General features: G+C 64.7%; 20 protein-coding genes. 6 read left to right on the plus strand and 14 right to left on the minus strand.

Annotation, left to right across the window (positions count from 1 at the left end):
* Positions 1-44: 44 nt before the first annotated feature.
* The 13 genes from asd to AB7P10_RS06115 all read right to left on the minus strand — a co-directional run bounded on the left by asd (position 45) and on the right by AB7P10_RS06115 (position 11,699).
* Positions 45-1,175 carry an aspartate-semialdehyde dehydrogenase gene (gene asd, locus AB7P10_RS06055; RefSeq protein ID WP_428292936.1) on the minus strand — a complete coding sequence of 377 codons (1,131 nt, stop codon included), beginning with the start codon at positions 1,173-1,175 and terminating at the stop codon, positions 45-47.
* 79 nt (positions 1,176-1,254) lie between these two features.
* Positions 1,255-2,343: a 3-isopropylmalate dehydrogenase gene (leuB, locus tag AB7P10_RS06060; RefSeq protein WP_428292937.1), complete on the minus strand. Its 1,089-nt coding sequence runs from the start codon at positions 2,341-2,343 to the stop codon at positions 1,255-1,257.
* A 72-nt stretch (positions 2,344-2,415) separates the two neighbouring features.
* Complete coding sequence (leuD, locus tag AB7P10_RS06065; protein ID WP_428292938.1) at positions 2,416-3,066, minus strand: 3-isopropylmalate dehydratase small subunit; 651 nt, start codon at positions 3,064-3,066, stop codon at positions 2,416-2,418.
* A 15-nt stretch (positions 3,067-3,081) separates the two neighbouring features.
* Positions 3,082-3,243 carry an entericidin EcnAB gene (locus tag AB7P10_RS06070; protein ID WP_297647574.1) on the minus strand — a complete coding sequence of 54 codons (162 nt, stop codon included), beginning with the start codon at positions 3,241-3,243 and terminating at the stop codon, positions 3,082-3,084.
* A 20-nt stretch (positions 3,244-3,263) separates the two neighbouring features.
* On the minus strand, positions 3,264-4,685 hold the full coding sequence (gene leuC / locus AB7P10_RS06075) for a 3-isopropylmalate dehydratase large subunit (RefSeq protein WP_428292939.1): 1,422 nt from the start codon (positions 4,683-4,685) through the stop codon (positions 3,264-3,266).
* 28 nt (positions 4,686-4,713) lie between these two features.
* On the minus strand, positions 4,714-5,640 hold the full coding sequence (locus AB7P10_RS06080; RefSeq protein WP_428292940.1) for a LysR family transcriptional regulator: 927 nt from the start codon (positions 5,638-5,640) through the stop codon (positions 4,714-4,716).
* A gap of 163 nt (positions 5,641-5,803) precedes the next feature.
* The gene (locus tag AB7P10_RS06085) at positions 5,804-7,099 is read right to left on the minus strand and encodes a citrate synthase (RefSeq protein ID WP_428292941.1); all 1,296 of its coding nucleotides are present in this window, start codon (positions 7,097-7,099) and stop codon (positions 5,804-5,806) included.
* Positions 7,096-7,407: a succinate dehydrogenase assembly factor 2 gene (locus AB7P10_RS06090; protein ID WP_428292942.1), complete on the minus strand. Its 312-nt coding sequence runs from the start codon at positions 7,405-7,407 to the stop codon at positions 7,096-7,098. Before AB7P10_RS06090 ends, AB7P10_RS06085 begins: the two co-directional genes overlap by 4 nt.
* Before the next feature lie 19 nt (positions 7,408-7,426).
* A complete protein-coding gene (locus tag AB7P10_RS06095) occupies positions 7,427-8,131 on the minus strand; it encodes a succinate dehydrogenase iron-sulfur subunit (protein ID WP_428292943.1) in 705 nt (234 codons plus the stop codon).
* Positions 8,132-8,169: 38 nt separating this feature from the next.
* Positions 8,170-9,975 (minus strand): succinate dehydrogenase flavoprotein subunit, encoded by a 1,806-nt coding sequence (gene sdhA, locus AB7P10_RS06100; protein ID WP_428292944.1) that lies wholly within the window; start codon positions 9,973-9,975, stop codon positions 8,170-8,172.
* A 4-nt stretch (positions 9,976-9,979) separates the two neighbouring features.
* Positions 9,980-10,345, minus strand: coding sequence for a succinate dehydrogenase, hydrophobic membrane anchor protein (gene sdhD / locus AB7P10_RS06105; RefSeq protein ID WP_428292945.1), 366 nt, complete (start codon positions 10,343-10,345; stop codon positions 9,980-9,982).
* A gap of 30 nt (positions 10,346-10,375) precedes the next feature.
* Positions 10,376-10,807, minus strand: a complete 432-nt coding sequence (sdhC, locus tag AB7P10_RS06110; protein WP_428292946.1) for a succinate dehydrogenase, cytochrome b556 subunit — start codon at positions 10,805-10,807, stop codon at positions 10,376-10,378.
* 151 nt (positions 10,808-10,958) lie between these two features.
* Positions 10,959-11,699: a GntR family transcriptional regulator gene (locus AB7P10_RS06115; RefSeq protein WP_428293093.1), complete on the minus strand. Its 741-nt coding sequence runs from the start codon at positions 11,697-11,699 to the stop codon at positions 10,959-10,961.
* Positions 11,700-11,963: 264 nt separating this feature from the next.
* Between AB7P10_RS06115 and AB7P10_RS06120 the strand changes: the two genes are divergently transcribed.
* The 4 genes from AB7P10_RS06120 to AB7P10_RS06135 all read left to right on the plus strand — a co-directional run bounded on the left by AB7P10_RS06120 (position 11,964) and on the right by AB7P10_RS06135 (position 17,208).
* Positions 11,964-12,950: a malate dehydrogenase gene (locus AB7P10_RS06120; RefSeq protein WP_428292947.1), complete on the plus strand. Its 987-nt coding sequence runs from the start codon at positions 11,964-11,966 to the stop codon at positions 12,948-12,950.
* 18 nt (positions 12,951-12,968) lie between these two features.
* Positions 12,969-13,967 (plus strand): HpcH/HpaI aldolase/citrate lyase family protein, encoded by a 999-nt coding sequence (locus AB7P10_RS06125; RefSeq protein ID WP_428292948.1) that lies wholly within the window; start codon positions 12,969-12,971, stop codon positions 13,965-13,967.
* Between the two features lie 68 nt (positions 13,968-14,035).
* The gene (gene acnB, locus AB7P10_RS06130) at positions 14,036-16,636 is read left to right on the plus strand and encodes a bifunctional aconitate hydratase 2/2-methylisocitrate dehydratase (protein ID WP_428292949.1); all 2,601 of its coding nucleotides are present in this window, start codon (positions 14,036-14,038) and stop codon (positions 16,634-16,636) included.
* A 245-nt stretch (positions 16,637-16,881) separates the two neighbouring features.
* A complete protein-coding gene (locus AB7P10_RS06135; protein ID WP_428292950.1) occupies positions 16,882-17,208 on the plus strand; it encodes a hypothetical protein in 327 nt (108 codons plus the stop codon).
* Between the two features lie 72 nt (positions 17,209-17,280).
* Here the strand turns inward: AB7P10_RS06135 and AB7P10_RS06140 are convergent, their stop codons facing one another.
* Positions 17,281-18,111 (minus strand): helix-turn-helix domain-containing protein, encoded by an 831-nt coding sequence (locus tag AB7P10_RS06140; RefSeq protein WP_428292951.1) that lies wholly within the window; start codon positions 18,109-18,111, stop codon positions 17,281-17,283.
* A 233-nt stretch (positions 18,112-18,344) separates the two neighbouring features.
* On the opposite strand from AB7P10_RS06140, the gene AB7P10_RS06145 reads away from it, so the two are divergent.
* Together AB7P10_RS06145 and AB7P10_RS06150 are read left to right on the plus strand one after the other, a co-directional pair.
* The gene (locus tag AB7P10_RS06145; RefSeq protein ID WP_428292952.1) at positions 18,345-18,503 is read left to right on the plus strand and encodes a DUF3309 family protein; all 159 of its coding nucleotides are present in this window, start codon (positions 18,345-18,347) and stop codon (positions 18,501-18,503) included.
* A 161-nt stretch (positions 18,504-18,664) separates the two neighbouring features.
* A complete protein-coding gene (locus AB7P10_RS06150; RefSeq protein WP_428292953.1) occupies positions 18,665-21,520 on the plus strand; it encodes an aconitate hydratase in 2,856 nt (951 codons plus the stop codon).
* The last annotated feature ends 34 nt before the right edge of the window (positions 21,521-21,554 follow it).

Below are 21,554 nucleotides of genomic sequence, written 5' to 3' on the forward strand. Positions count from 1 at the left end.
GAACACCTTCATTTGTTACCTCGGTTCGCCAATCCCCGTGCGAATCAGGCCTCAAGCAAAATGCGCAGCATGCGCCGCAGCGGTTCGGCCGCGCCCCAGAGCAACTGATCGCCAATGGTGAAGGCTCCCAGGTATTCCGGTCCCATGGCCAGTTTGCGGATTCGGCCCACGGGGATGGTCATCGTGCCCGTCACGGCCACCGGGGTCAGGTCCTGGACCGTCGCTTCGCGCGTGTTCGGAACCACTTTGACCCAGGCGTTGTCGGCTGCGATCAGGGCTTCGATGTCCGCCAGGGGTACGTCCTTCCTGAGCTTGAAGGTCAGGGCCTGGCTGTGGCAGCGCATCGCACCCACACGAACGCAGAACCCGTCCACCGGAACGGCTGGCGTCTCGAATCCCTCGCCCATGCCGAGAATCTTGTTGGTCTCGGCCATGCCCTTCCACTCTTCCTTGGACACGCCGTTGCCCAGATCCTTGTCGATCCAGGGAATCAAGGACCCCCCCAACGGCACACCGAAATTGGCGGTTTCGGCCCCTGTCAGTGCTCGCTGCTTGGCGATCACCTTGCGGTCGATTTCCAGGATGGCGCTCTTGGGATCGTCGAGCAGGGCCCTGACCTCAGCGTTGAGCGTGCCGTACTGGGTGAGCAGTTCGCGCATGTGCTGAGCGCCCCCGCCAGAGGCCGCCTGGTACGTCTGCGTGCTCATCCACTCCACCAGACCCGCCTTGTACAGCGCGCCCACGCCCATGAGCATGCAGCTTACTGTGCAGTTGCCACCGATCCAGTCCTTGCCGCCCCGCGTCAACGCATTCTGGATCACCGGAAGGTTGACCGGGTCGAGGACGATGACCGCGTTCTTGTCCATGCGCAGCGTGGACGCGGCGTCGATCCAGTGGCCTTTCCAGCCAGCGGCACGCAGCTTGGGGTAGACCTCACTGGTGTAATCGCCGCCCTGGGCGGTGATCACGATGTCGCAGCGCTGCAGGGCCGCGATATCGTGTGCGTCCTGCAGGCGGGTTTCGTTCTTCGCCATGGCTGGCGCCTTGCCGCCCGCGTTGGAGGTGGAAAAGAACAGCGGTTCGATCAGGTCGAAATCGCTCTCAGCCACCATGCGGTCCATCAGCACGGATCCGACCATGCCGCGCCAGCCTACGAGTCCTACGAGTTGTGTCATGTCAACGCCCTTTGAAGTTGAAAAACCTGTATGCCCCGGCTCGTCGTGCCGGGGAGGGGCGTGACGAACCGGAGCTGTATCAGCCCTTGGTAATGGTTTTGGTGATGGCGGCCACGACGGCGTCACCCATGCCCCGGGTGCTGACCTTGGTCGTGCCTTCCGACCAGATGTCGGTCGTGCGCAGGCCGGACGCGAGCACGTTGCTGACCGCATGTTCAATGCGGTCGGCGGCTTCGGTCTGGTTGAACGTGAATCTGAGCATCATGGCAGCGGACAGTATTGTAGCCAGAGGATTGGCCAGATTCTTGCCCGCGATGTCCGGTGCGCTGCCGTGGCTGGGTTCGTACAGGCCCTGGTTCTTCGTGTTCAGCGATGCCGAGGGCAGCATGCCGATGGATCCGGTGAGCATCGAGGCCTCGTCGGACAGGATGTCGCCGAACATGTTGCCGGTGACCACCACGTCGAATTTCTTGGGCGCCTTGACGAGTTGCATGGCCGCGTTGTCCACGTACATGTGCTCCAGCTCCACGTCGGGGTACTGGGCGTGCACCTCGGTCACCACGTCCTTCCAGAACTGGAAGGTTTCGAGCACGTTGGCCTTGTCCACACTTGTGACTTTCTTGCCGCGCTTGCGAGCTGCCTGAAACGCAACGTGGGCAATGCGCTCGATCTCGGGTTTGCTGTAGCGCATGGTGTCAAACGCCTCTTCCGCGCCGGGGAAGTGGCCGTCGGTGGCGGTGCGCCGGCCGCGTGGCTGGCCAAAGTAGATGTCGCCCGTGAGTTCGCGAATGATCAGAATGTCCAGCCCCGCGATCAACTCAGGCTTGAGGCTGGAGGCGCCCACCAGTTCGGGATAGCAAATGGCCGGGCGGAAGTTGGCGAACAGGCCCATGTGCTTGCGCAGACCAAGGATGGCCTGCTCAGGGCGCAACGGACGGTCCAGTGTGTCGTACTTCCAGTCACCCACCGCGCCAAACAGCACGGCGTCGGCGTCCATCGCCAGCTTGAGTGTGGACTCGGGCAGCGGATGGCCGTGCGCCTCGTAGGCCGCGCCACCGACCAGGGCCGATTCCATTTCGATGGGCAACTCCAGCGCCTGAAGGACACGGACGGCTTCGGCCACGATTTCGGTGCCGATGCCATCACCGGGAAGAACTGCGATTTTCATGTGATGTGGAATTGAAACCCCGGCGCGTGGCCGGGGCGGTTGGCCTCGTCGAGGCAGAACAGGCGGTCGTGCTCAGGCGGTCATGGTGTGGGCCAGCCAGGGTTTGGTGGCCAGACGCTCGGCCTCGAAGGCGGCAATCTTGTCCTTGTAGCGCAGGGTCAGACCGATGTCGTCCAGGCCGTTGAGCAGGCAGAACTTGCGGAACGCCTGCACTTCAAAGGGGATTTCTTCCCCTTGTGGCTTGATCACGACCTGGCGTTCCAGGTCGATGGTCAGTTCGTAGCCGGGGAAAGCCGCCACCTCATCGAACAATTGCGCAACCTGGGCTTCGGGCAACTGGATTGGCAGCAGGCCATTCTTGAAGCAGTTGTTGAAAAAGATGTCAGCGTAGCTCGGCGCGATCAGGGCGCGGAAACCGTACTGGCCGATGGCCCAGGGCGCGTGCTCGCGGCTGGAGCCGCAACCGAAGTTCTTGCGCGCCAGCAGCACCGATGCGCCTGCATAGCGCGGTTGGTTGAGCACGAAGTCCGGGTTGGGCTTGCGGCTGGTGGGATCCTGACCCGGCTCGCCCTTGTCGAGATAGCGCCATTCATCGAACAGGTTGTCGCCAAAGCCGGTCTTGCGGATCGACTTCAGGAACTGCTTGGGAATGATCGCGTCCGTGTCGACGTTCTCGCGGTCCATCGGGGCCACCAGGCCCTTGTGAAGGGTGAATTTCTGCATGAGGTTGTGCTCGCGTTACTTGGCGATGTCCTGGACTTTTTCGCCGGCCTTCTCGATTCCCTTGCCTGCGGCCTGCCCCACTTCCTTGGCGTCCTGCTTGACACCGCTCCAGGTGTTGCAGCCCGCCAGCGACAGCGAGAGTGCGAGTGCCGTTGCGATCCATGCGATGGTTTTCATGTCGGTCTCCTGTGGGTGGGTCAGGCGATGGTGCGAACGTCCACGAAGTGGCCGTGCACGGCGGCGGCGGCGGCCATGGCGGGGGAGACGAGGTGCGTGCGTCCACCCGCTCCCTGGCGGCCTTCAAAGTTGCGGTTGCTGGTCGATGCGCAGCGCTCGCCCGGTTCGAGCCGGTCGGCGTTCATGGCCAGGCACATGGAGCAGCCCGGTTCGCGCCATTCGAAACCAGCGGCCTTGAAAATTTCGTGCAGGCCCTCGCGCTCGGCTTGTGCCTTCACCAGGCCCGAGCCCGGCACCACCATCGCGAGCTTGACGTTCTTTGCGACCTTTTGCCCGAGTTTCTTGACGACGGCAGCAGCCTCACGCATGTCCTCGATACGGCTGTTGGTGCAGGAGCCGATGAATACCTTGTCGACGAAGATGTCGTTGATCGGCTTGCCAGGGGGCAGATCCATGTATGTAAGGGCGCGCTCGATGGCGCCGCGCTTGCTGGCGTCCTTCTCGCGGTCCGGATCGGGCACCGAACCGTCGATACCCAGCACCATTTCGGGGGAGGTGCCCCAGGTGACCTGCGGCACGATCTGCGATGCGTCGAGTTCGACGACAGCGTCGAACGTGGCGTCGGCATCGGAACGCAGCGATTTCCAGTAGGCCACGGCCTGATCCCACTCCAGGCCCTTGGGCGAGAGCGGGCGGCCCTTGACGTACTCAATCGTCTTGTCGTCCACCGCCACCAGGCCCGCGCGTGCACCGGCTTCGATGGCCATGTTGCAGACCGTCATGCGGCCCTCCATGCTCAGGGCGCGGATGGCCGAACCACCGAATTCGATGGTGTAGCCCGTACCGCCGGCCGTGCCGATCTTGCCGATGATGGCGAGAACGATGTCCTTGGCCGTACAGCCCCGGGCCAGTTGGCCGTCCACGCGCACCAGCATGTTCTTTGCCTTCTTGGCCAGCAGGGTCTGTGTGGCCAGCACATGCTCGACTTCGCTGGTGCCAATGCCGTGTGCGAGTGCGCCGAAGGCGCCGTGGGTCGAGGTGTGGCTGTCGCCACAGACAACGGTCATGCCGGGCAGGGTCGCGCCGTTCTCCGGACCGATCACATGCACGATGCCCTGGCGCTGGGACATGAACGGGAAGAACGCCGCTGCGCCAAACTCGGCGATGTTGCTGTCCAGCGTGGTGATCTGTTCCTTGCTGATCGGATCGGTGATGCCGCCGTAGCCCAGTTCCCAGCCTGTGGTGGGGGTATTGTGGTCGGCCGTTGCCACCACCGAGCTCACGCGCCAGACCTTGCGCCCGGCCTGCCGCAAGCCTTCGTAGGCCTGCGGGCTGGTGACTTCGTGCACCAGATGCCGGTCGATGTAGAGAACGGACGTACCGTCTTCTTCCGTGTGGACGACGTGTTCGTCCCAGATCTTGTCGTAGAGCGTTCTTGGCATGGTGCAGTCTTCTCGTGGAGGGTTGATTTTAGGCGGCCTGACGCATGTCGGCGGCGCTCAGGTGATCGACCAGCAGGCGTGCGGTGGCCGGCAGGCTGGAGAAATCGCGGGCCACCAGCACCAGTTGGCGCTGGGCCCAGGCGTCGGTCAGCGGCACTGCGTGCAGGGCATCGCCGGCATGCAGCAGCTCAAACGCTCGCTCGGGCATCACGCCAACGCCCAGTCCGTTGGTGATCATGCGGCACATCGCGTCCAGGCCTGTGACGCGGATGCGCACGCGAACCGTGGTGCCAGCCCGCACCGCAGCCTGGTGGGTTGCGAGGTAGATGGAGCTGTTGGCGTGCAGACCCACGTGGTCGAAGGAGAGCGAGTTCTCGAACGCAGTCGGCCCGCCTTCTGCCAGTGGGTGGCCTCGGGGCACGACCAGCACCAGGCTGTCGCGCCGGTAGGGCAGGGTTTGGAGGTTCCCCGCGCCGGTGGCGCCATTGCACAGGCCCAGGTCGGCGGCGCCCTCCTGCACGGCGCGCAGCACCTCGGCGCTGAGGTGCTCCTCCAGATCGATCTTGATTTGCGGATGCAGTCGGGCGAAGACACCCAGGTCTTCGGGCAGAAACTGCACGATGGCCGAGATGCTGGCGTGCACGCGCACATGGCCTCGCACCCCGTCAGCGTATTCGGCCAGTTCCAGCTGCATCTTCTCCAGCCCGAACAGCACCGCGCGCGCGTGGTGCAACAGACCTTCGCCCGCAACCGTCAGCCGCACGCCCCTCGCATGGCGGTGCAGCAGCGCCGTGCCCAGCGCCGCCTCCAGGTCGGAGAGGCGCTTGCTGATGGCCGAGGCGGCAATGAATTCCCGCTCTGCCGCCCGCCCGATGCTGCCCAACTCGCACACGGCCACGAAGAGCTGCAGCGAGGTGAGGTCGATCTGGCGAGCGAAATTGCGTTCGGAGAGCATGGGTTCTGGCCTCTCGATGCGAGATGTCGAGCAGGGATTCTCCCACTGCCAGAGACCCTGTGCCATCGCCAAACGAGATGGCCATGCTGCCGTCGCGCGAGGACCGCTCACAAAAAAGCCCGCGCGGTGGCGGGCTCATGGGCAACGCGGCGCAGAACGCCGGTTACTTGATGTCGCGGCGCGGCGAGCCGGCGAAGAGCTGGCGCGGACGGCCGATCTTGTACTCGGGATCGCCGATCATCTCGTTGAGCTGCGCGATCCATCCCACCGTGCGGGCCAGCGCGAAGATGCCAGTGAACAGGTTGACAGGAATGCCGATGGCGCGCTGCACGATGCCAGAGTAGAAGTCCACGTTCGGATAGAGCTTGCGCGAGACGAAGTACTCGTCTTCCAGGGCGATCTTTTCCAGCTCCTTGGCGAGCTTGAACAGTGGGTCATTTTCCAGACCCAGTTCCTGCAGCACTTCGTTGCAGGTTTCCTGCATGAGCTTGGCGCGCGGGTCGTAGTTCTTGTACACGCGGTGGCCGAAGCCCATGAGCTTGACGCCGGAGTTCTTGTCCTTGACCTTCTCCATGAACTCGCCGACCTTGGAGACGCCACCGCTGCGCTGGATGTCTTCCAGCATGTTCAAACAGGCTTCGTTGGCGCCGCCGTGGGCCGGCCCCCAGAGGCAGGCCACGCCCGCCGCGATGGCGGCGAACGGGTTGGTGCCCGACGAGGCGCACAGGCGCACGGTCGAGGTGGAGGCGTTCTGTTCGTGGTCGGCGTGCAGGATGAAGATGCGGTCCAGCGCGCGTTCGAGCACCGGGTTGACCACGTAGTCCTCGCACGGCGTGCCGAACATCATGCGCATGAAGTTACCGGCGTAGGACAGGCTGTTTTGCGGGTACATGTAGGGCTGGCCCATCTTGTACTTGTAGGCCAGGGCCACCAGCGTGGGCATCTTGGCGATCAACCGGATCGCCGCGATCTCGCGGTGTTCCGGGTTATTGATGTCGGTGCTGTCGTGATAGAAGGCCGACATGCCGCCCACCAGGCCGGTCAGGATCGCCATCGGGTGTGCGTCGCGGCGGAAACCCCGCAAGAAAAACTGCATCTGCTCGTTGACCATGGTGTGGTTGGTCACAAGCTTGTGGAAATCGCCGCGCTGCTTTTCGTCAGGCAGTTCACCGTTGAGCAGCAGGTAGCACGTGTCGAGGTAGTCGCACTTCGTGGCCAGTTGTTCGATGGGATAGCCGCGGTACAGCAGTTCGCCCTTGTCGCCATCGATGTAGGTGATGGCGGACTGGCACGAAGCCGTGGACAGGAAGCCAGGGTCGTACGTGAACATACCCGTTTGCGCGTAAAGCTTGCGGATGTCGATCACGTCCGGGCCGATGTTGCCGGCGTACACCGGCAGTTCCACGCTGGGGCTGCCATTGGAGAACGACAGGGTGGCTTTGTTGTCTACGAGTTTCATGCAGGTTCCTCGGATGAAGGGAGAGGTCGCAGGGCGCGCAGCAGTGCAAGCACTTGCGTCACGTCAGCGCGTTCAAGATCGCCTGGGAGCGGCTTTCGGCAGAGCAGCAGATCCAGCAGGTCGTTGTCGGACAAGTCCATCAAGGCCCCGAGAGCATCGGCTTGGCGCACTGTTAAGCCAGATTCATGCCTGGCGAAGAAGCGCTCGATGAACAGATCGTTCTCGAGCAGTCCACGGCGACACCGCCAGCGCAGCTTGCTCAGCGCACGCTCGTCGAGCAATTCGTCTTGCAGGAAAGTGTCGGTCATGGGATTCAGGGGCGCGCGCTCAGACTGAGCGCATCACCATCATTTCCTTGATTTTGCCAATGGCCTTTGTGGGGTTCAGACCCTTGGGGCAGACGTCCACGCAGTTCATGATGGTGTGGCAGCGGAACAGGCGGTACGGGTCTTCCAGGTTGTCCAGTCGTTCGCTGGTGGCCTGGTCGCGGCTGTCGGCGATGAAGCGGTAGGCCTGCAGCAGGCCGGCCGGGCCGACGAATTTGTCCGGGTTCCACCAGAAGCTCGGGCAGCTCGTGGAACAGCTCGCGCACAGGATGCACTCGTACAGGCCGTTGAGCTCCTCGCGTTCCTCAGGGCTTTGCAGGCGCTCCTTTTCGGGTGCGACGGTCTCGTTGATCAGGTAGGGCTTGATGCTGTTGTACTGCTTGAAGAACAGCGTCATGTCCACGATGAGGTCACGCACCACCGGCAGGCCGGGCAGGGGCTTCAACACGATGTCGCCCTTGAGCGTGTTCATGTTGGTCAGGCAGGCCAGGCCATTCTTGCCGTTGATGTTCATGGCGTCCGAGCCGCACACGCCCTCACGGCAGGAGCGGCGAAACGAGATCGAGGGGTCGACCGCCTTGAGCTTCATCAGCGCGTCCAGCAGCATGCGTTCGTGGCCATCCAGTTCAACCTGGATGGTCTGCATGTAGGGCTTGGCGTCCTTTTCCGGGTCGTAGCGGTAGATCTTGAAGGTGCGTGAGGCCATGGTGTGTTCTTCTCCGGGCGTCGTGGGTTCGCGTGATGTCAGAAGGTGCGCACTTTGGGCGGCACCGACTCCACGGTCAGGGGCTTGAGGTTGACGGGTTTGTAGGTCAGGCTGTTGTCGGCGCTGTGCCACAGCGTGTGCTTCATCCACTCTGCGTCGTTGCGGCCCAGCGGGAACTGCGCGTCGTCGGCCGGGCGCTCGTAGTCGTTGACAGTGTGGGCGCCCCGGCACTCGCGGCGCGCCGCGGCCGAGGTCATGGTGGCCTGGGCGCATTCCATCAGGTTTTCCACCTCAAGCGCCTCGATGCGCGCGGTGTTGAACACCTTGGACTTGTCCTTGAGCGCGATGTTGCCGACACGCGCACGCATGGCGTTGATCTTGGCCACGCCTTCGTCCATGCTGGCCTGGGTGCGGAACACGCCGGCGTGCTGCTGCATGGCCGCGCGCAGGTCGTTGGCCACGTCTTGCGCGTATTCGCCGCCGGTGCTGCTGTCCAGGCGTGCCAGGCGCGCCAGCGTCTTGTCGGCCGCGTCAGCGGGCAGGGGCTTGTGGGCCTTGTTCTTGTCGTTGAACTGCACGATGTGGTTGCCGGCAGCGCGGCCGAACACCAGCAGGTCCAGCAGCGAGTTGGTGCCCAGACGGTTGGCACCGTGCACGCTCACGCAGGAACACTCGCCCACCGCGTATAGGCCGTTCACCACCTTTTGCGTGCCCTGGCCGTCCGGGGTGACGACCTGGCCATGGATGTTGGTCGGGATGCCGCCCATCTGGTAGTGGATGGTAGGCACTACGGGGATAGGCTCACGCGTGATGTCGACGTTGGCGAAGTTCACGCCGATTTCGTACACCGAGGGCAGGCGCTTGTGGATGGTCTCGGCGCCCAGGTGGTCCAGCTTGAGCAGCACGTAGTCCTTGTTGGGACCACAGCCACGGCCTTCCTTGATTTCCTGGTCCATACAGCGGCTGACGAAGTCGCGCGGTGCCAGGTCCTTCAACGTGGGCGCGTAGCGTTCCATGAAGCGCTCGCCTTCGCTGTTGAGCAGGATCGCGCCTTCACCGCGACAGCCCTCGGTGAGCAGGACGCCCGCGCCGGCCACGCCGGTGGGGTGGAACTGCCAGAACTCCATGTCCTGCAGCGGGATGCCGGCGCGCGCCGCCATGCCCAGTCCGTCGCCGGTGTTGATGAACGCGTTGGTGGAGGCGGCGAAGATGCGGCCGGCGCCGCCGGTGGCCAGCAGTGTGGTCTTGGCTTCCAGGATGTAGGTTTCGCCGGTTTCCATCTCCAGCGCGGTCACGCCGACGACGTCGCCGCTGGCGTCGCGGATCAGGTCCAGCGCCATCCATTCGACGAAGAAGGTCGTGCGCGCCTGCACGTTCTGCTGGTACAGCGTGTGCAGCATGGCATGGCCCGTGCGGTCGGCTGCGGCGCAGGCGCGCTGCACCGGCTTCTCGCCGTAGTTGGCGGTGTGACCGCCGAAGGGGCGCTGGTAGATCGTGCCGTCGGGGTTGCGGTCGAACGGCATGCCGAAGTGCTCGAGCTCGTACACGACCTTGGGCGCTTCGCGGCACATGAATTCGATCGCGTCCTGGTCGCCCAGCCAGTCGGAGCCCTTGATGGTGTCGTAGAAGTGGTAGTGCCAGTTGTCCTCGTTCATGTTGCCGAGCGAGGCGCCAATGCCGCCTTGTGCAGCGACGGTATGCGAGCGGGTCGGGAACACCTTGGAGAGAACGGCCACCTTGAGGCCGGCGCGCGCGAGCTGCAGCGAGGCGCGCATGCCGGAGCCGCCAGCACCGACGATGACGACGTCGAACTGACGCTTGGGAAGGGATGCGGATGCGGACATGGCTTCAAAGCCTCCAGAGAACTTGAACAGCCCAGCCCAGGCAGGACAGGAGCCAGACGATGGTGAAGACGTGCAGCACGAGGCGGATACCGGCGGGCTTGACGTAGTCCATCCAGATGTCGCGCATGCCGACCCACACGTGGTAGGCCAAGGCGAGGAAGACCGCGAAAGTCAACGCCTTCATCCACTGGGCGGCGAAGATGCCGGCCCAGCCCTCGTAGCCGATGGGGCCGCTGGTGAACAGCACCTGCACCAGCACGATCAGGGTGAACAAGGCCATGATGGCGGCAGTGATGCGCTGGGCGAGCCAGTCGCGCAGGCCGTAATGGGCGCCGGTGACGACGCGCTTGGAACCGTAATTGGCAGACATGTTGTGTGATCCTCGGGTGGGCGGTGTCGCTCAGTAGATGCCGAACAGCTTGGCGCCCAGCAGCAGGGTGAGGGCGATGCTGGTGATCAGGGTGAACAGGGCAGACGACTTGCCAAACTCTTTGCTCACGGCGTGGCAGACGTCCATGTAGAGGTGGCGCACGCCAGCGATGAGGTGGTGCAGGTAGGCCCAGATGATGGCCAGCACCACCAGCTTGAACAACCAGGCCGGAACGAAGCCCAGCCCCGACGAAAACGCCGAGGTGAATCGGCCGAAGGAAATCTCGGACGACACCGAGGTGTCGAACAGCCAGACGATCAGGGGCAACAGGACGAACATCAGGCCACCGCTGGCGCGGTGCAGGATCGACACCCAACCCGCCGGAGGCAGTCGATAGGTGGTGAGATCCTTGAAGGCGTTGATGTTGCGGAACTCGGGCCGCTTCTTGGTCAACTCGGTCATGGTGGGGCTTTCTTCCGGTGGGGAGGCGTGGGGAAGGTTGGTAACGCGTTGGTAACTTTTACCAAGGTGCGTCAAATTCTATTGCAACGCACCATACCGCAGCCTGACGCTCGGACGCTGAAGCCGTGGCGGCGGTGTTTGCGGCTCGCCATCAGCTCAGTTCATTGCGGTAATGGCGGGTGTCGGTGCGGTACAGCCCGCGCCGCAGCTCCATCGGTTCGTCGTTGTAGGTGTAGGCCAGCCGTTCCACGCTGAGCAAAGGATAGCCAGGCGGCACACCCAGCAGCGCGGCCGCATCCTCGTCGGCGCTCACGGCCTTGATCTTTTCCTGCGCACGCACCATGCGCACGCCGAACTGGGTTTCGAACAGCGCATACATCGGGCCGTTGTCGCCAGACAGGGCTTCGAGCGTCAGACCCTTGAAGGGACCGCCGGGCAGCCAGAGCTCCTCGACAATGGCGGGTGTGCCGGTGAAGGCCAGCACACGCTTGACTTGCAGCACCGCGTCGCCGGTGCGCAACCCGAGCTGGCGTGCGACTTCGGCCGGCGCGCGCAGGCGGCGGCACTCCACGATGCGACGCTCCGCGCGGCCTTGGTCTTCCAGAGTGCCCGTGTCGGGCAACAGGCGCAGGAAGCGGTATTGCGTATGCACCTCGGCGTGCGTGGCCACGAAGGTGCCTTTGCCCTGGCGGCGAACGAGCAGGTTGTCCGTGGCGAGTTCGTCGATCGCCTTGCGCACCGTGCCCTGGCTGACCCGGAAACGCGCGGCGAGGTCGAACTCGCTGGGGATCATGTCGCCAGGCTTCCATTCGCCCGCCTGCAGGCTGCGCAGGATCAGTGTCTTGATTTGCTGATAGAGCGGGCTGAAGGCCGGCGCGATGGCGTCCGGCATTCCGGTCTCGACCGGGGAAGCGTCGGTGGGATTCGGGGGTGAAGTGGCCATGCTTTTTCGGCTTCGCCTGGTGGTGTTGCCGATGCGAATCATATCTTATATAAGACATAAGACAAATTGACGTATCAGGGTTTGCGAGAGTACACTTGCGGGCTGATCTTGGTCCCACGGGCTGCCGATTGATGCGGCTTGGACGCCGCCAATGTCCTGGGCGATTCCTGATCCATTTCTCCCTTTCCACCGTCCTTTTCCGGAGTTTTCACCATGAACAAGAAGCCCGTTCGCGTTGCCGTCACCGGCGCCGCTGGCCAGATCGGTTACGCCCTGCTGTTTCGCATTGCCTCCGGCGAAATGCTCGGCAAGGACCAGCCCGTGATCCTGCAGTTGCTGGAGATTCCGGACGAGAAGGCGCAGAAGGCGCTCAAGGGCGTGATGATGGAAATCGACGACTGCGCGTTCCCGCTGCTGGCTGGTATGGAAGCCCACAGCGATCCGATGACCGCGTTCAAGGACACCGACTACGCGTTGCTGGTCGGCTCGCGTCCGCGCGGCCCCGGCATGGAACGCGCCGAGCTGCTCGCCATCAACGGCGCCATTTTCACTGCCCAGGGCAAGGCGCTCAACGCCGTGGCGTCGCGCAACGTCAAGGTGCTGGTGGTCGGCAACCCTGCCAACACCAATGCCTACATCGCCATGAAGAGCGCGCCCGACCTGCCTGCGAAGAACTTCACCGCCATGCTGCGCCTGGACCACAACCGCGCCGCATCGCAGATCGCAGCGAAGACCGGCAAGGCCGTCGCCAGCATCAAGAAGCTCGCCGTGTGGGGCAACCACTCGCCCACGATGTATGCCGACTACCGTTTCGCCACTATCGACGGCGCATCGGTCAAGGACATGATCAACGATCAGGCCTGGAACAAGGACGTGTTCCTGCCCACCGTCGGCAAGCGCGGCGCGGCCATCATCGAAGCGCGTGGCCTGAGCTCGGCTGCCTCGGCCGCCAATGCCGCCATCGACCATATGCGCGACTGGGCACTGGGCACGAAGGGCGAGTGGGTGACCATGGGCATTCCCTCGCAGGGCTGGTACGGCATCCCGAAGGACACCATGTTCGGCTTCCCGGTGACCTGCGAGAACGGCGAGTACAAGGTGGTCGAGGGCCTGGAAATCGATGCCTTCTCGCAGGAATGCATCAACAAGACCCTGGCTGAACTGCAGGGCGAGCAGGACGGCGTCAAGCACCTGCTGTAACCCGCTGGTAACCGCCACGTGACCCACCCGCGTTCCATCCTGCTCGGTGCCCAGGCCGGCGCGTTCACGCTGCCGGTCTGTGACCACTACAGCGGGGTGGATGCGCGCATGCGCAAGAGCCTGGCGCTGCAGGCCGAGATGGGCGAGGAGTTCGGCACCTGCGTGTTCGACGTGACGCTGGACTGCGAGGACGGCGCCCCTGTGGGTGGCGAGGCGGAGCACGCCGCGCTGGTGACCGAACTTGCCCTGGACGCTGCGCCTGGAGCGCGCGTGGCGGCACGCGTGCATCCGGTGGACCACGGCGCATTCGAGAGCGACGTGGCCACCATCGCGGGCCGCGCCGGCCACGTGCTCACGCACCTGATGGTGCCCAAGGTCGAGTCGGTGGCCGATGTGGAGCGCGCCGTCCGGGCGCTGGACGCCGCAGGGGCTGCCACGCTGCCGCTGCATGTCCTGATCGAATCCCCCGCCGCGGTGCACCGCGTGTTCGACATCGCTGCCCATCCCCGTGTGCAGAGTCTGAGCTTTGGCCTGATGGATTTTGTCTCGGCGCACGGTGGAGCCATCCCCGCCGACGGCATGAGCGTTGCAGGCCAGTTTTCACACCCTCTGGTGCTGCGCGCCAAGCTGGAGATTGCTTCGGCATGCCATGCACATGGCAAGGTGCCGTCGCATTGTGTGGTGACCGAGTTCAAGGATCTCGGCGCGCTGCAAGCGGCTGCGAAGAAGGCCGCCCGGGAACTCGGCTACACGCGCATGTGGAGCATTCACCCCGATCAGATCCGTCCCATTCTGTCGGCGTTCGCACCTTCGGCGCGTGAGGTCGACATCGCCGCGACATTGATCGAGCGCGCCATGGCAGCCGACTGGGCACCCGTGCAGTTCGACGGCCGCCTGCACGACCGCGCGAGTTACCGCTACTTCTGGCAGTTGCTGGAGCGCGCGCACCAGACCGGCCTGCCGTTGCCCGAGACGGCGCGTGCGCTGTTTACCGAGCCGGCCACGATGCGGCATTGAGTTTGCTTGCCCGCCATTCCATCCGATTTCTGTCCCCACGCCATTCAAATCCCTCTGGAGAGAACACCATGTCCACCTTCCTCACCGACTACCGCGCCCACGCCGCCGAACGCGCCGCGCTGGGCATTCCGCCGCTGCCGCTGGACGCGAAGCAGGTGGCCGACCTGATCGAGCTGATCAAGGCGCCGCCGGCCGGTGAAGACGCCTTCCTGCTCGATCTGCTCACGCACCGCGTACCGCCCGGCGTGGACGACGCGGCCAAGGTCAAGGCCAGCTTCCTCGCAGCCGTGGCCCATGGCGACGTGAAGGTGGGTCTGCTCTCCAAGGCCAAGGCCACCGAGCTGCTGGGCACCATGGTGGGCGGCTACAACGTGCATCCGCTGATCGAACTGCTCGACGACGCCGAGGTGGCCGGTGTCGCTGCTGAAGGCCTGAAGAAGACGCTGCTGATGTTCGACTTCTTCAACGACGTGGCGGAAAAGGCCAAGGCCGGCAACGCCAAGGCAAAAGAAGTCATTCAGAGCTGGGCCGACGCCGAGTGGTTCACCAGCCGGCCCGAAGTCGAGAAGAAGATCACCGTTACCGTGTTCAAGGTGCCCGGCGAGACCAACACGGACGACCTCTCGCCCGCGCCCGACGCGTGGAGCCGCCCCGACATCCCGCTGCACTACCTGGCCATGCTGAAGAACACCCGCGAGGGCGCGGCCTTCAAGCCCGAGGAAGACGGCAAGCGCGGCCCGATGAAGTTCATCGAGGACCTGAAGAAAAAGGGCCACCTGGTCGCCTACGTGGGCGACGTGGTCGGCACCGGTTCCTCGCGCAAGTCCGCCACCAACTCGGTAATCTGGGCCACGGGCCAGGACATCCCCTTCGTGCCGAACAAGCGCTTCGGTGGCGTCACGCTGGGTGGCAAGATCGCACCGATCTTCTTCAACACGCAGGAAGACTCCGGCTCGCTGCCGATCGAGGTGGACGTGGGCGCGCTCGAAATGGGTGACGTCATCGATGTGCTGCCCTACGACGGCAAGCTTGTGAAGAACGGCGCCACCGTGGCCGAGTTCAAGCTCAAGAGCGACGTGCTGTTCGACGAGGTGCGCGCCGGCGGCCGCATCAACCTCATCATCGGCCGTTCGCTCACCGCCAAGGCGCGCGAATTCCTGGGCCTGCCCTCGAGCACGGTGTTCCGGCTGCCGCAGGCGCCCGCAGAGTCCAAAGCGGGTTTCACGCTGGCGCAGAAGATGGTGGGCCGCGCGGTTGGCCTGCCCGAAGGCCAGGGCGTGCGCCCCGGCACCTATTGCGAGCCCCGGATGACCACCGTCGGCAGCCAGGACACCACCGGCCCGATGACGCGCGACGAGCTGAAAGATCTGGCCTGCCTGGGCTTCAGCGCCGACATGGTGATGCAGTCCTTCTGCCACACCGCTGCTTACCCCAAGCCGGTGGACGTGAAGACGCACCGTGAGCTGCCCGCTTTCATCAGCAACCGCGGTGGCGTGGCCCTGCGCCCGGGCGACGGCGTGATCCACAGCTGGCTCAACCGCCTGCTGCTGCCCGACACCGTGGGCACCGGCGGTGATTCGCACACCCGCTTCCCGATCGGCATCAGCTTCCCCGCCGGCTCGGGCCTGGTGGCCTTCGGTGCGGCCACCGGCGTGATGCCGCTGGACATGCCCGAATCGGTGCTGGTGCGCTTCAAGGGCCAGATGCAGCCGGGCGTGACCCTGCGCGACCTGGTGCACGCCATTCCGCTGTACGCGATCAAGGCGGGCTTGCTGACGGTGGCCAAGGCGGGCAAGAAGAACATCTTCTCGGGCCGCATCCTGGAGATCGAGGGCCTGCCGGATCTGAAGGTCGAGCAAGCCTTCGAGCTCTCCGATGCGTCGGCCGAGCGCTCCGCCGCCGGCTGCACCATCAAGCTCAACCCTGAGCCGATCAAGGAGTACCTCACCAGCAACGTCGTGCTGATGAAGAACATGATCGCCAATGGGTACGCCGACAAGCGCACGCTGGAGCGTCGCATCCAGAAGGTCGAAGCCTGGCTCGCCAACCCGAGCCTGCTCGAAGCCGACAAGGATGCCGAGTACGCTGCCGTGATCGAGATCGACCTGGCCGACATCCACGAACCCATCCTGTGCTGCCCGAACGATCCAGACGACGCCAAGACCCTGTCGGACGTGGCGGGCACCAAGATCGACGAGGCCTTCATCGGCTCGTGCATGACCAACATTGGCCACTTCCGCGCCGCGGCCAAGCTGCTGGGCGGCCAGCGCGATATCCCGGTCAAGCTCTGGGTGGCGCCGCCGACCAAGATGGACGAGAGCGAGCTCATCAAGGAAGGGCACTACGCGGCCTTCGGGACTGCCGGCGCGCGCACCGAGATGCCGGGATGCTCGCTGTGCATGGGCAACCAGGCGCAGGTCCGTGAGGGCGCGACCGTGGTGTCGACCTCCACGCGCAACTTCCCGAACCGCCTGGGCAAGAACACCAACGTCTTTCTGGCCTCGGCCGAACTCGCCGCCATCGCCTCCAAGCTGGGCCACATCCCCACCGTGGCCGAATACCACGAGGCCATGAGCGTCGTGAACAAGGACGGTGCGGCGATCTACAAGTACATGAACTTCGACCAGATCGAGGAGTACGCTGAAGCAGCCAAGGGCGTGACCGCCTGAGAGGGCTGACGTTGTCCCGAGGGAATAACCCGGAGCCATCGCTCCGGGTTTTTTTTCGCTGACTCAGGGGCTTGCACGGGGCTCCCTCGCTTGATGGACGGCATTGCGCAGGTCGGCGGGTGGACGCCGGGATTGGTGTGGGGTAGTCTCTCAAGGGCTCATGGACGTGGGTGGCGTTCTTTCGATATCTGCCAGACGCCTTCTGGATCCCCGCCTCCGGGTGCCCTCTCGACAAGGAGACTCCGATGAGAAAACATCACTTGCTCTGGCTCGGCATCGCGAGCCTGCTCGCATGGGCCACACCCGTGTTCGCCATTGACAACATGGCCGGAAAAGGCGCAGCGGCGCAGGATTCCGGCATGAAGAAGGAAGCCATCAAGGGCATGGCCTCGCCATCAGACCATGCGGGCAAGATGGACAAGATGGACAAGATGGACAAGACGGGGCAACTGCCCGACAAGGCAGCCTACCCACCAAACAAGTGGAGCAAGGGTGGTCAGTTCCCCGGCAAATCCGCCCATGGTGGGAAGAAGGGCAGTTTCCCCAGCAAGTCCGGGTACTGGGGCAAGTAGGGCTGGCATCCTGCCTGGAATGGTTCTTCCCTGAACTGAAACCTCGAAGCCGCAGCGCTTGCTGCGGTTTTTTTACGCCTGGGCGGCGGCTTGCCGCAGCAAATCCGCAGAAGCGTCATCCGCCGGAAAGAATGTTTCCAGCGCGAGTTCCTGCAGCGTGATGTCCACCGGAGAACCGAACACGGTGGTGGTGCTCACCAGCCGCAGCACCCCGGCGGGCGTGCGGAACTCGAACGGCATGAGGACGCCCTGGTGTTCGCCGGGCAGGGTGAGGGCCTCGGCGCCGAATGAATCGGGGTAGCCTTTGAGTTCGGCCAGCAGCGCCGCCAGGGTGTCGTCGCCGGTGGCATGGATCTGCTGACGCAGGCGCTCGAACAGGTGCTCGCGCCATTGCCGCAAATTGGCGATGCGGGGCGCCAGACCATCCGGGTGCAGGCTCAGGCGCAGCACGTTGACCGGGGGCTGCAGCAGCGCAGGGTCGGCGCCGGCCATGAGCATGGGCACCATGCGATTGGCCATCACGAGGTTCCAGTGCCGGTCCATCGCGAGCGCGGGCCAGGGTTCGTGGCAGGCCAGGATGCGCTGGACCGCGGCGCGCGCCGAGGCCATGTCGGGCGCGTCCAGCGAGCGTTCCCGGTACATCGGCGCATAGCCGGCCGCTTCCAGCAGCGCATTGCGTTCGCGCAGGGGGATGTCGAGCCGGTCGAGCAGGCGCAGCACCATGTCGCGGCTGGGGCTGGCGCGGCCGGTTTCCACATAGCTCAGGTGGCGCGTGGACACGTCGGCCACATGCGCCAGGTCCAGCTGGCTCAGGCGGCGGTGCTGGCGCCAGTGGCGCAGGCGGGCGCCAAAGGGCGAAGGGACGGAAGGCGCGTTGCGCGATGCAGGGGTCAGGGCGTTCATGGGCGGCATGTTAGGACACCCGCGCACGTGGACCATGACCTCGGACGTCATGGCCGTGCCATCGCCCCGGCAACCGGGCAGGCCGCGAAGGTGTCGTGGGCGCCATGTGCGCCAGCGAACAGAAGCGGCCGCCCGGAGCACTTACGCTGCAGCAAACCGGAGCGACGGGCCGTGCCGGCCCGAGTGGCCGGTCGAAGCGACCACCGATTCAACCGCCCTCACTGGAGAACGCCATGACCCTTGGAACCGTGCTGCTCATTGTCCTGGTTCTGATTCTGCTCGGGGTCGTTCCCAGCTGGCCGTACAGCAGGGGCTGGGGCTATGGTCCCAGCGGTCTGCTCGGCATCTTGCTGGTGATCGTGATCGTGTTGCTGCTCACCGGGCGCTTGTGACGCATCGTTCCGGTCTGCCTGCCCTGCGGACGCCGGACGATACCCTCCAGCCGCGGATGAGAATCCGTGGCGGGATGTGTCATTCCATTGCAGCGTGCACGGAATACCGGGCTGCTGACAGAATGGATCGGTTTTCCCACCGACCCCGTCAGGAGCACCCCATGGCCACGCCCACCACGTTCGCGCATCCGTTTGCCGCCACCGTCAAGACTTTTCGTACCGCCTCGGGCAAGAGCGGCCGTTTCTATTCGTTGCCGGCGCTGGCCAGGCAATACCCTTCGGTCAAGCGCCTGCCGGTGTCGCTGCGCATCGTGCTGGAGAGCGTGCTGCGCCACTGCGACGGTGAGCGCGTGACGCAAGAGCACGTCGCGCAACTGGCGCAGTGGCAGCCCAACACCGCGCGCACCGACGAGATCCCGTTCACCGTGGCGCGCGTGGTGCTCCAGGACTTCACCGGCGTGCCGCTGCTGGCCGATCTGGCCGCCATGCGCAGCGTGGCGCAGCGCCTGGGCCAGGACCCGAAAAAAATCGAGCCCCTGGTGCCGGTGGACCTGGTGGTGGACCACTCGGTGATGGTCGACCACTACGGCAGCAAGCAGGCGCTGGACCTCAACATGAAGCTGGAGTTCCAGCGCAACAACGAGCGCTACCAGTTCATGAAGTGGGGCATGCAGGCCTTCGACACCTTTGGTGTGGTGCCCCCGGGCTTTGGCATCGTGCACCAGGTGAACCTGGAGTACCTCGCGCGCGGCGTGCACATGAAAGGCGGGTTGTACTACCCCGATACGCTGGTGGGCACGGACAGCCACACCACCATGATCAACGGCATCGGCGTGGTGGCCTGGGGCGTGGGCGGCATCGAGGCCGAAGCCGCCATGCTGGGCCAGCCGGTCTACTTCCTCACACCCGACGTGGTGGGGTTCGAGCTCACCGGTCGCCTGCGCGAAGGGGTCACCGCCACCGACCTGGTGCTCACCGTCACCGAAATCCTGCGCCAGCACAAGGTGGTGGGCAAGTTCGTCGAGTTCTTTGGCGAAGGCACGACCTCACTGGCCTTGCCCGATCGCGCCACCATCGCCAACATGGCGCCCGAGTATGGCGCCACCATGGGCTTCTTCCCGGTCGACGAGAAGACGCTCGACTACTTCCGCGGCACCGGCCGCAGCAAGACCGAGATAGAGGCCTTCGAGGCGTACTTCCGGGCGCAGGGCCTGTTCGGCGTGCCCGCCAGCGGCGACATCGATTACTCCCAGGTGGTCAAGCTGGATCTGGGGCTGGTCACCCCCAGCCTGGCTGGCCCGAAGCGGCCGCAAGACCGCATCGAACTCGGCCAGGTCGCGCGGCAGTTTGCCGAGCTGTTCAGCAAACCCAACGCCCAGAACGGCTTCAACCGTCCGGCCGAACTCCTGCACACGCGTTTTCACGCCGACAACGGCGAGGCGGCGGTGCCGGAAGCCCCGCCCACGCCCGAGGGCGCACCGCGCGACGTGGCTGAGATGGTGGAAAACCGGCCCGAGCGCGCGCCGGCACCCGCGCAGGCGCCGCGCGGCGACCTCACCATCGGCAACGGCGACGTGCTGATCGCGGCCATCACCAGCTGCACCAACACCAGCAACCCGGGCGTGCTGCTGGCGGCCGGTCTGCTGGCGAAGAAGGCGGTGGAGGCCGGCCTCAAGGTCAAGCCGCACATCAAGACGTCGCTCGCCCCTGGCTCGCGCATCGTCACCGAGTACCTCACGCAGACCGGTTTGCTGCCCTACCTGGAAAAGCTCGGTTTTGCGCTCGCGGGCTACGGTTGCACCACCTGCATCGGCAACGCCGGCGACCTCACGCCCGAGCTCAATGCGGTGATCACGCAAAACGACCTGGTCTGTGCGGCGGTGCTGTCGGGCAACCGCAACTTCGAGGCACGCATCCACCCCAACCTCAAAGCCAACTTCCTCGCCAGCCCGCCGCTGGTGGTGGCCTATGCGATTGCCGGCAACGTCATGAAGGACCTCATGACCGAGCCGCTCGGCAAAGGCAAGGGTGGCAAGCCGGTGTACCTGGGCGACATCTGGCCGAGCAGCGACGAGATCTACAAGCTCATGAAGTTCGCCATGAACGGCAAGGCCTATCGCGAGAACTACGCGCGCGTGGCCAGCGAGCCGGGCAAGCTCTGGGAACACATCAAGGGTGTTTCGGGCAATGCCTACACCTGGCCTCGAAGCAGCTACATCGCCGAACCCCCGTTCTTCGCCAGTTTCAAGCTCGCCATGCCCGCCGCAGGTGAGCCGCCGGCTGTGCGCGGGGCGCGCATCATGGCGCTGTTTGGCGACTCCATCACCACCGACCACATCTCGCCGGCCGGCAACATCGCCGAAAGCTCGCCCGCCGGGCAATGGCTGCTTTCGCGTGGCGTGCTCAAGGCCGACTTCAACAGCTATGGCGCGCGCCGCGGCCACCACGAGGTGATGATGCGCGGCACCTTCGCCAACGTGCGCATCAAGAACCTGATGCTCGCCCCCGGGCCCGATGGCTCACGCGAGGAGGGCGGCTGGACGATCTTCCAGCTCGAGGGCGTGGGCCAGGGGCAGAAGCTGAGCATCTTCGATGCCGCCATGCGCTACCAGGCCGCCGGTATTCCCACCGTCGTGTTCGCGGGCGAGGAGTACGGCACCGGTTCGAGTCGCGACTGGGCCGCCAAGGGCACCCAGCTGCTGGGCATCAAGGCCGTGGTGGCGCGCAGCTTCGAGCGCATTCACCGCTCCAACCTGGTCGGCATGGGTGTGTTGCCGCTGCAGTTCAAGGCGGGGGATTCGTGGGACAGCCTGGGCCTGACCGGCGAGGAGACCGTCGACGTGATTCCGCATCCCGAACTCCAGCCACAGAGTGAGGCGCAACTGGTGATCACCCGCCCGGATGGCCGACGCCACCAGCTGTCGGTGATCCTGCGCATCGACACGCCGGTGGAGGTGAACTATTACCGCGAGGGAGGAATCCTCCCCTACGTGCTCAGGCAATTGTTGAGCGCTTGAGCCGGATGCCGCAACGCGGCATGATGTGTTTTCG

Source organism: Hydrogenophaga sp., assembly GCF_050182545.1.
Taxonomy (GTDB): Bacteria; Pseudomonadota; Gammaproteobacteria; order Burkholderiales; family Burkholderiaceae_C; genus Hydrogenophaga.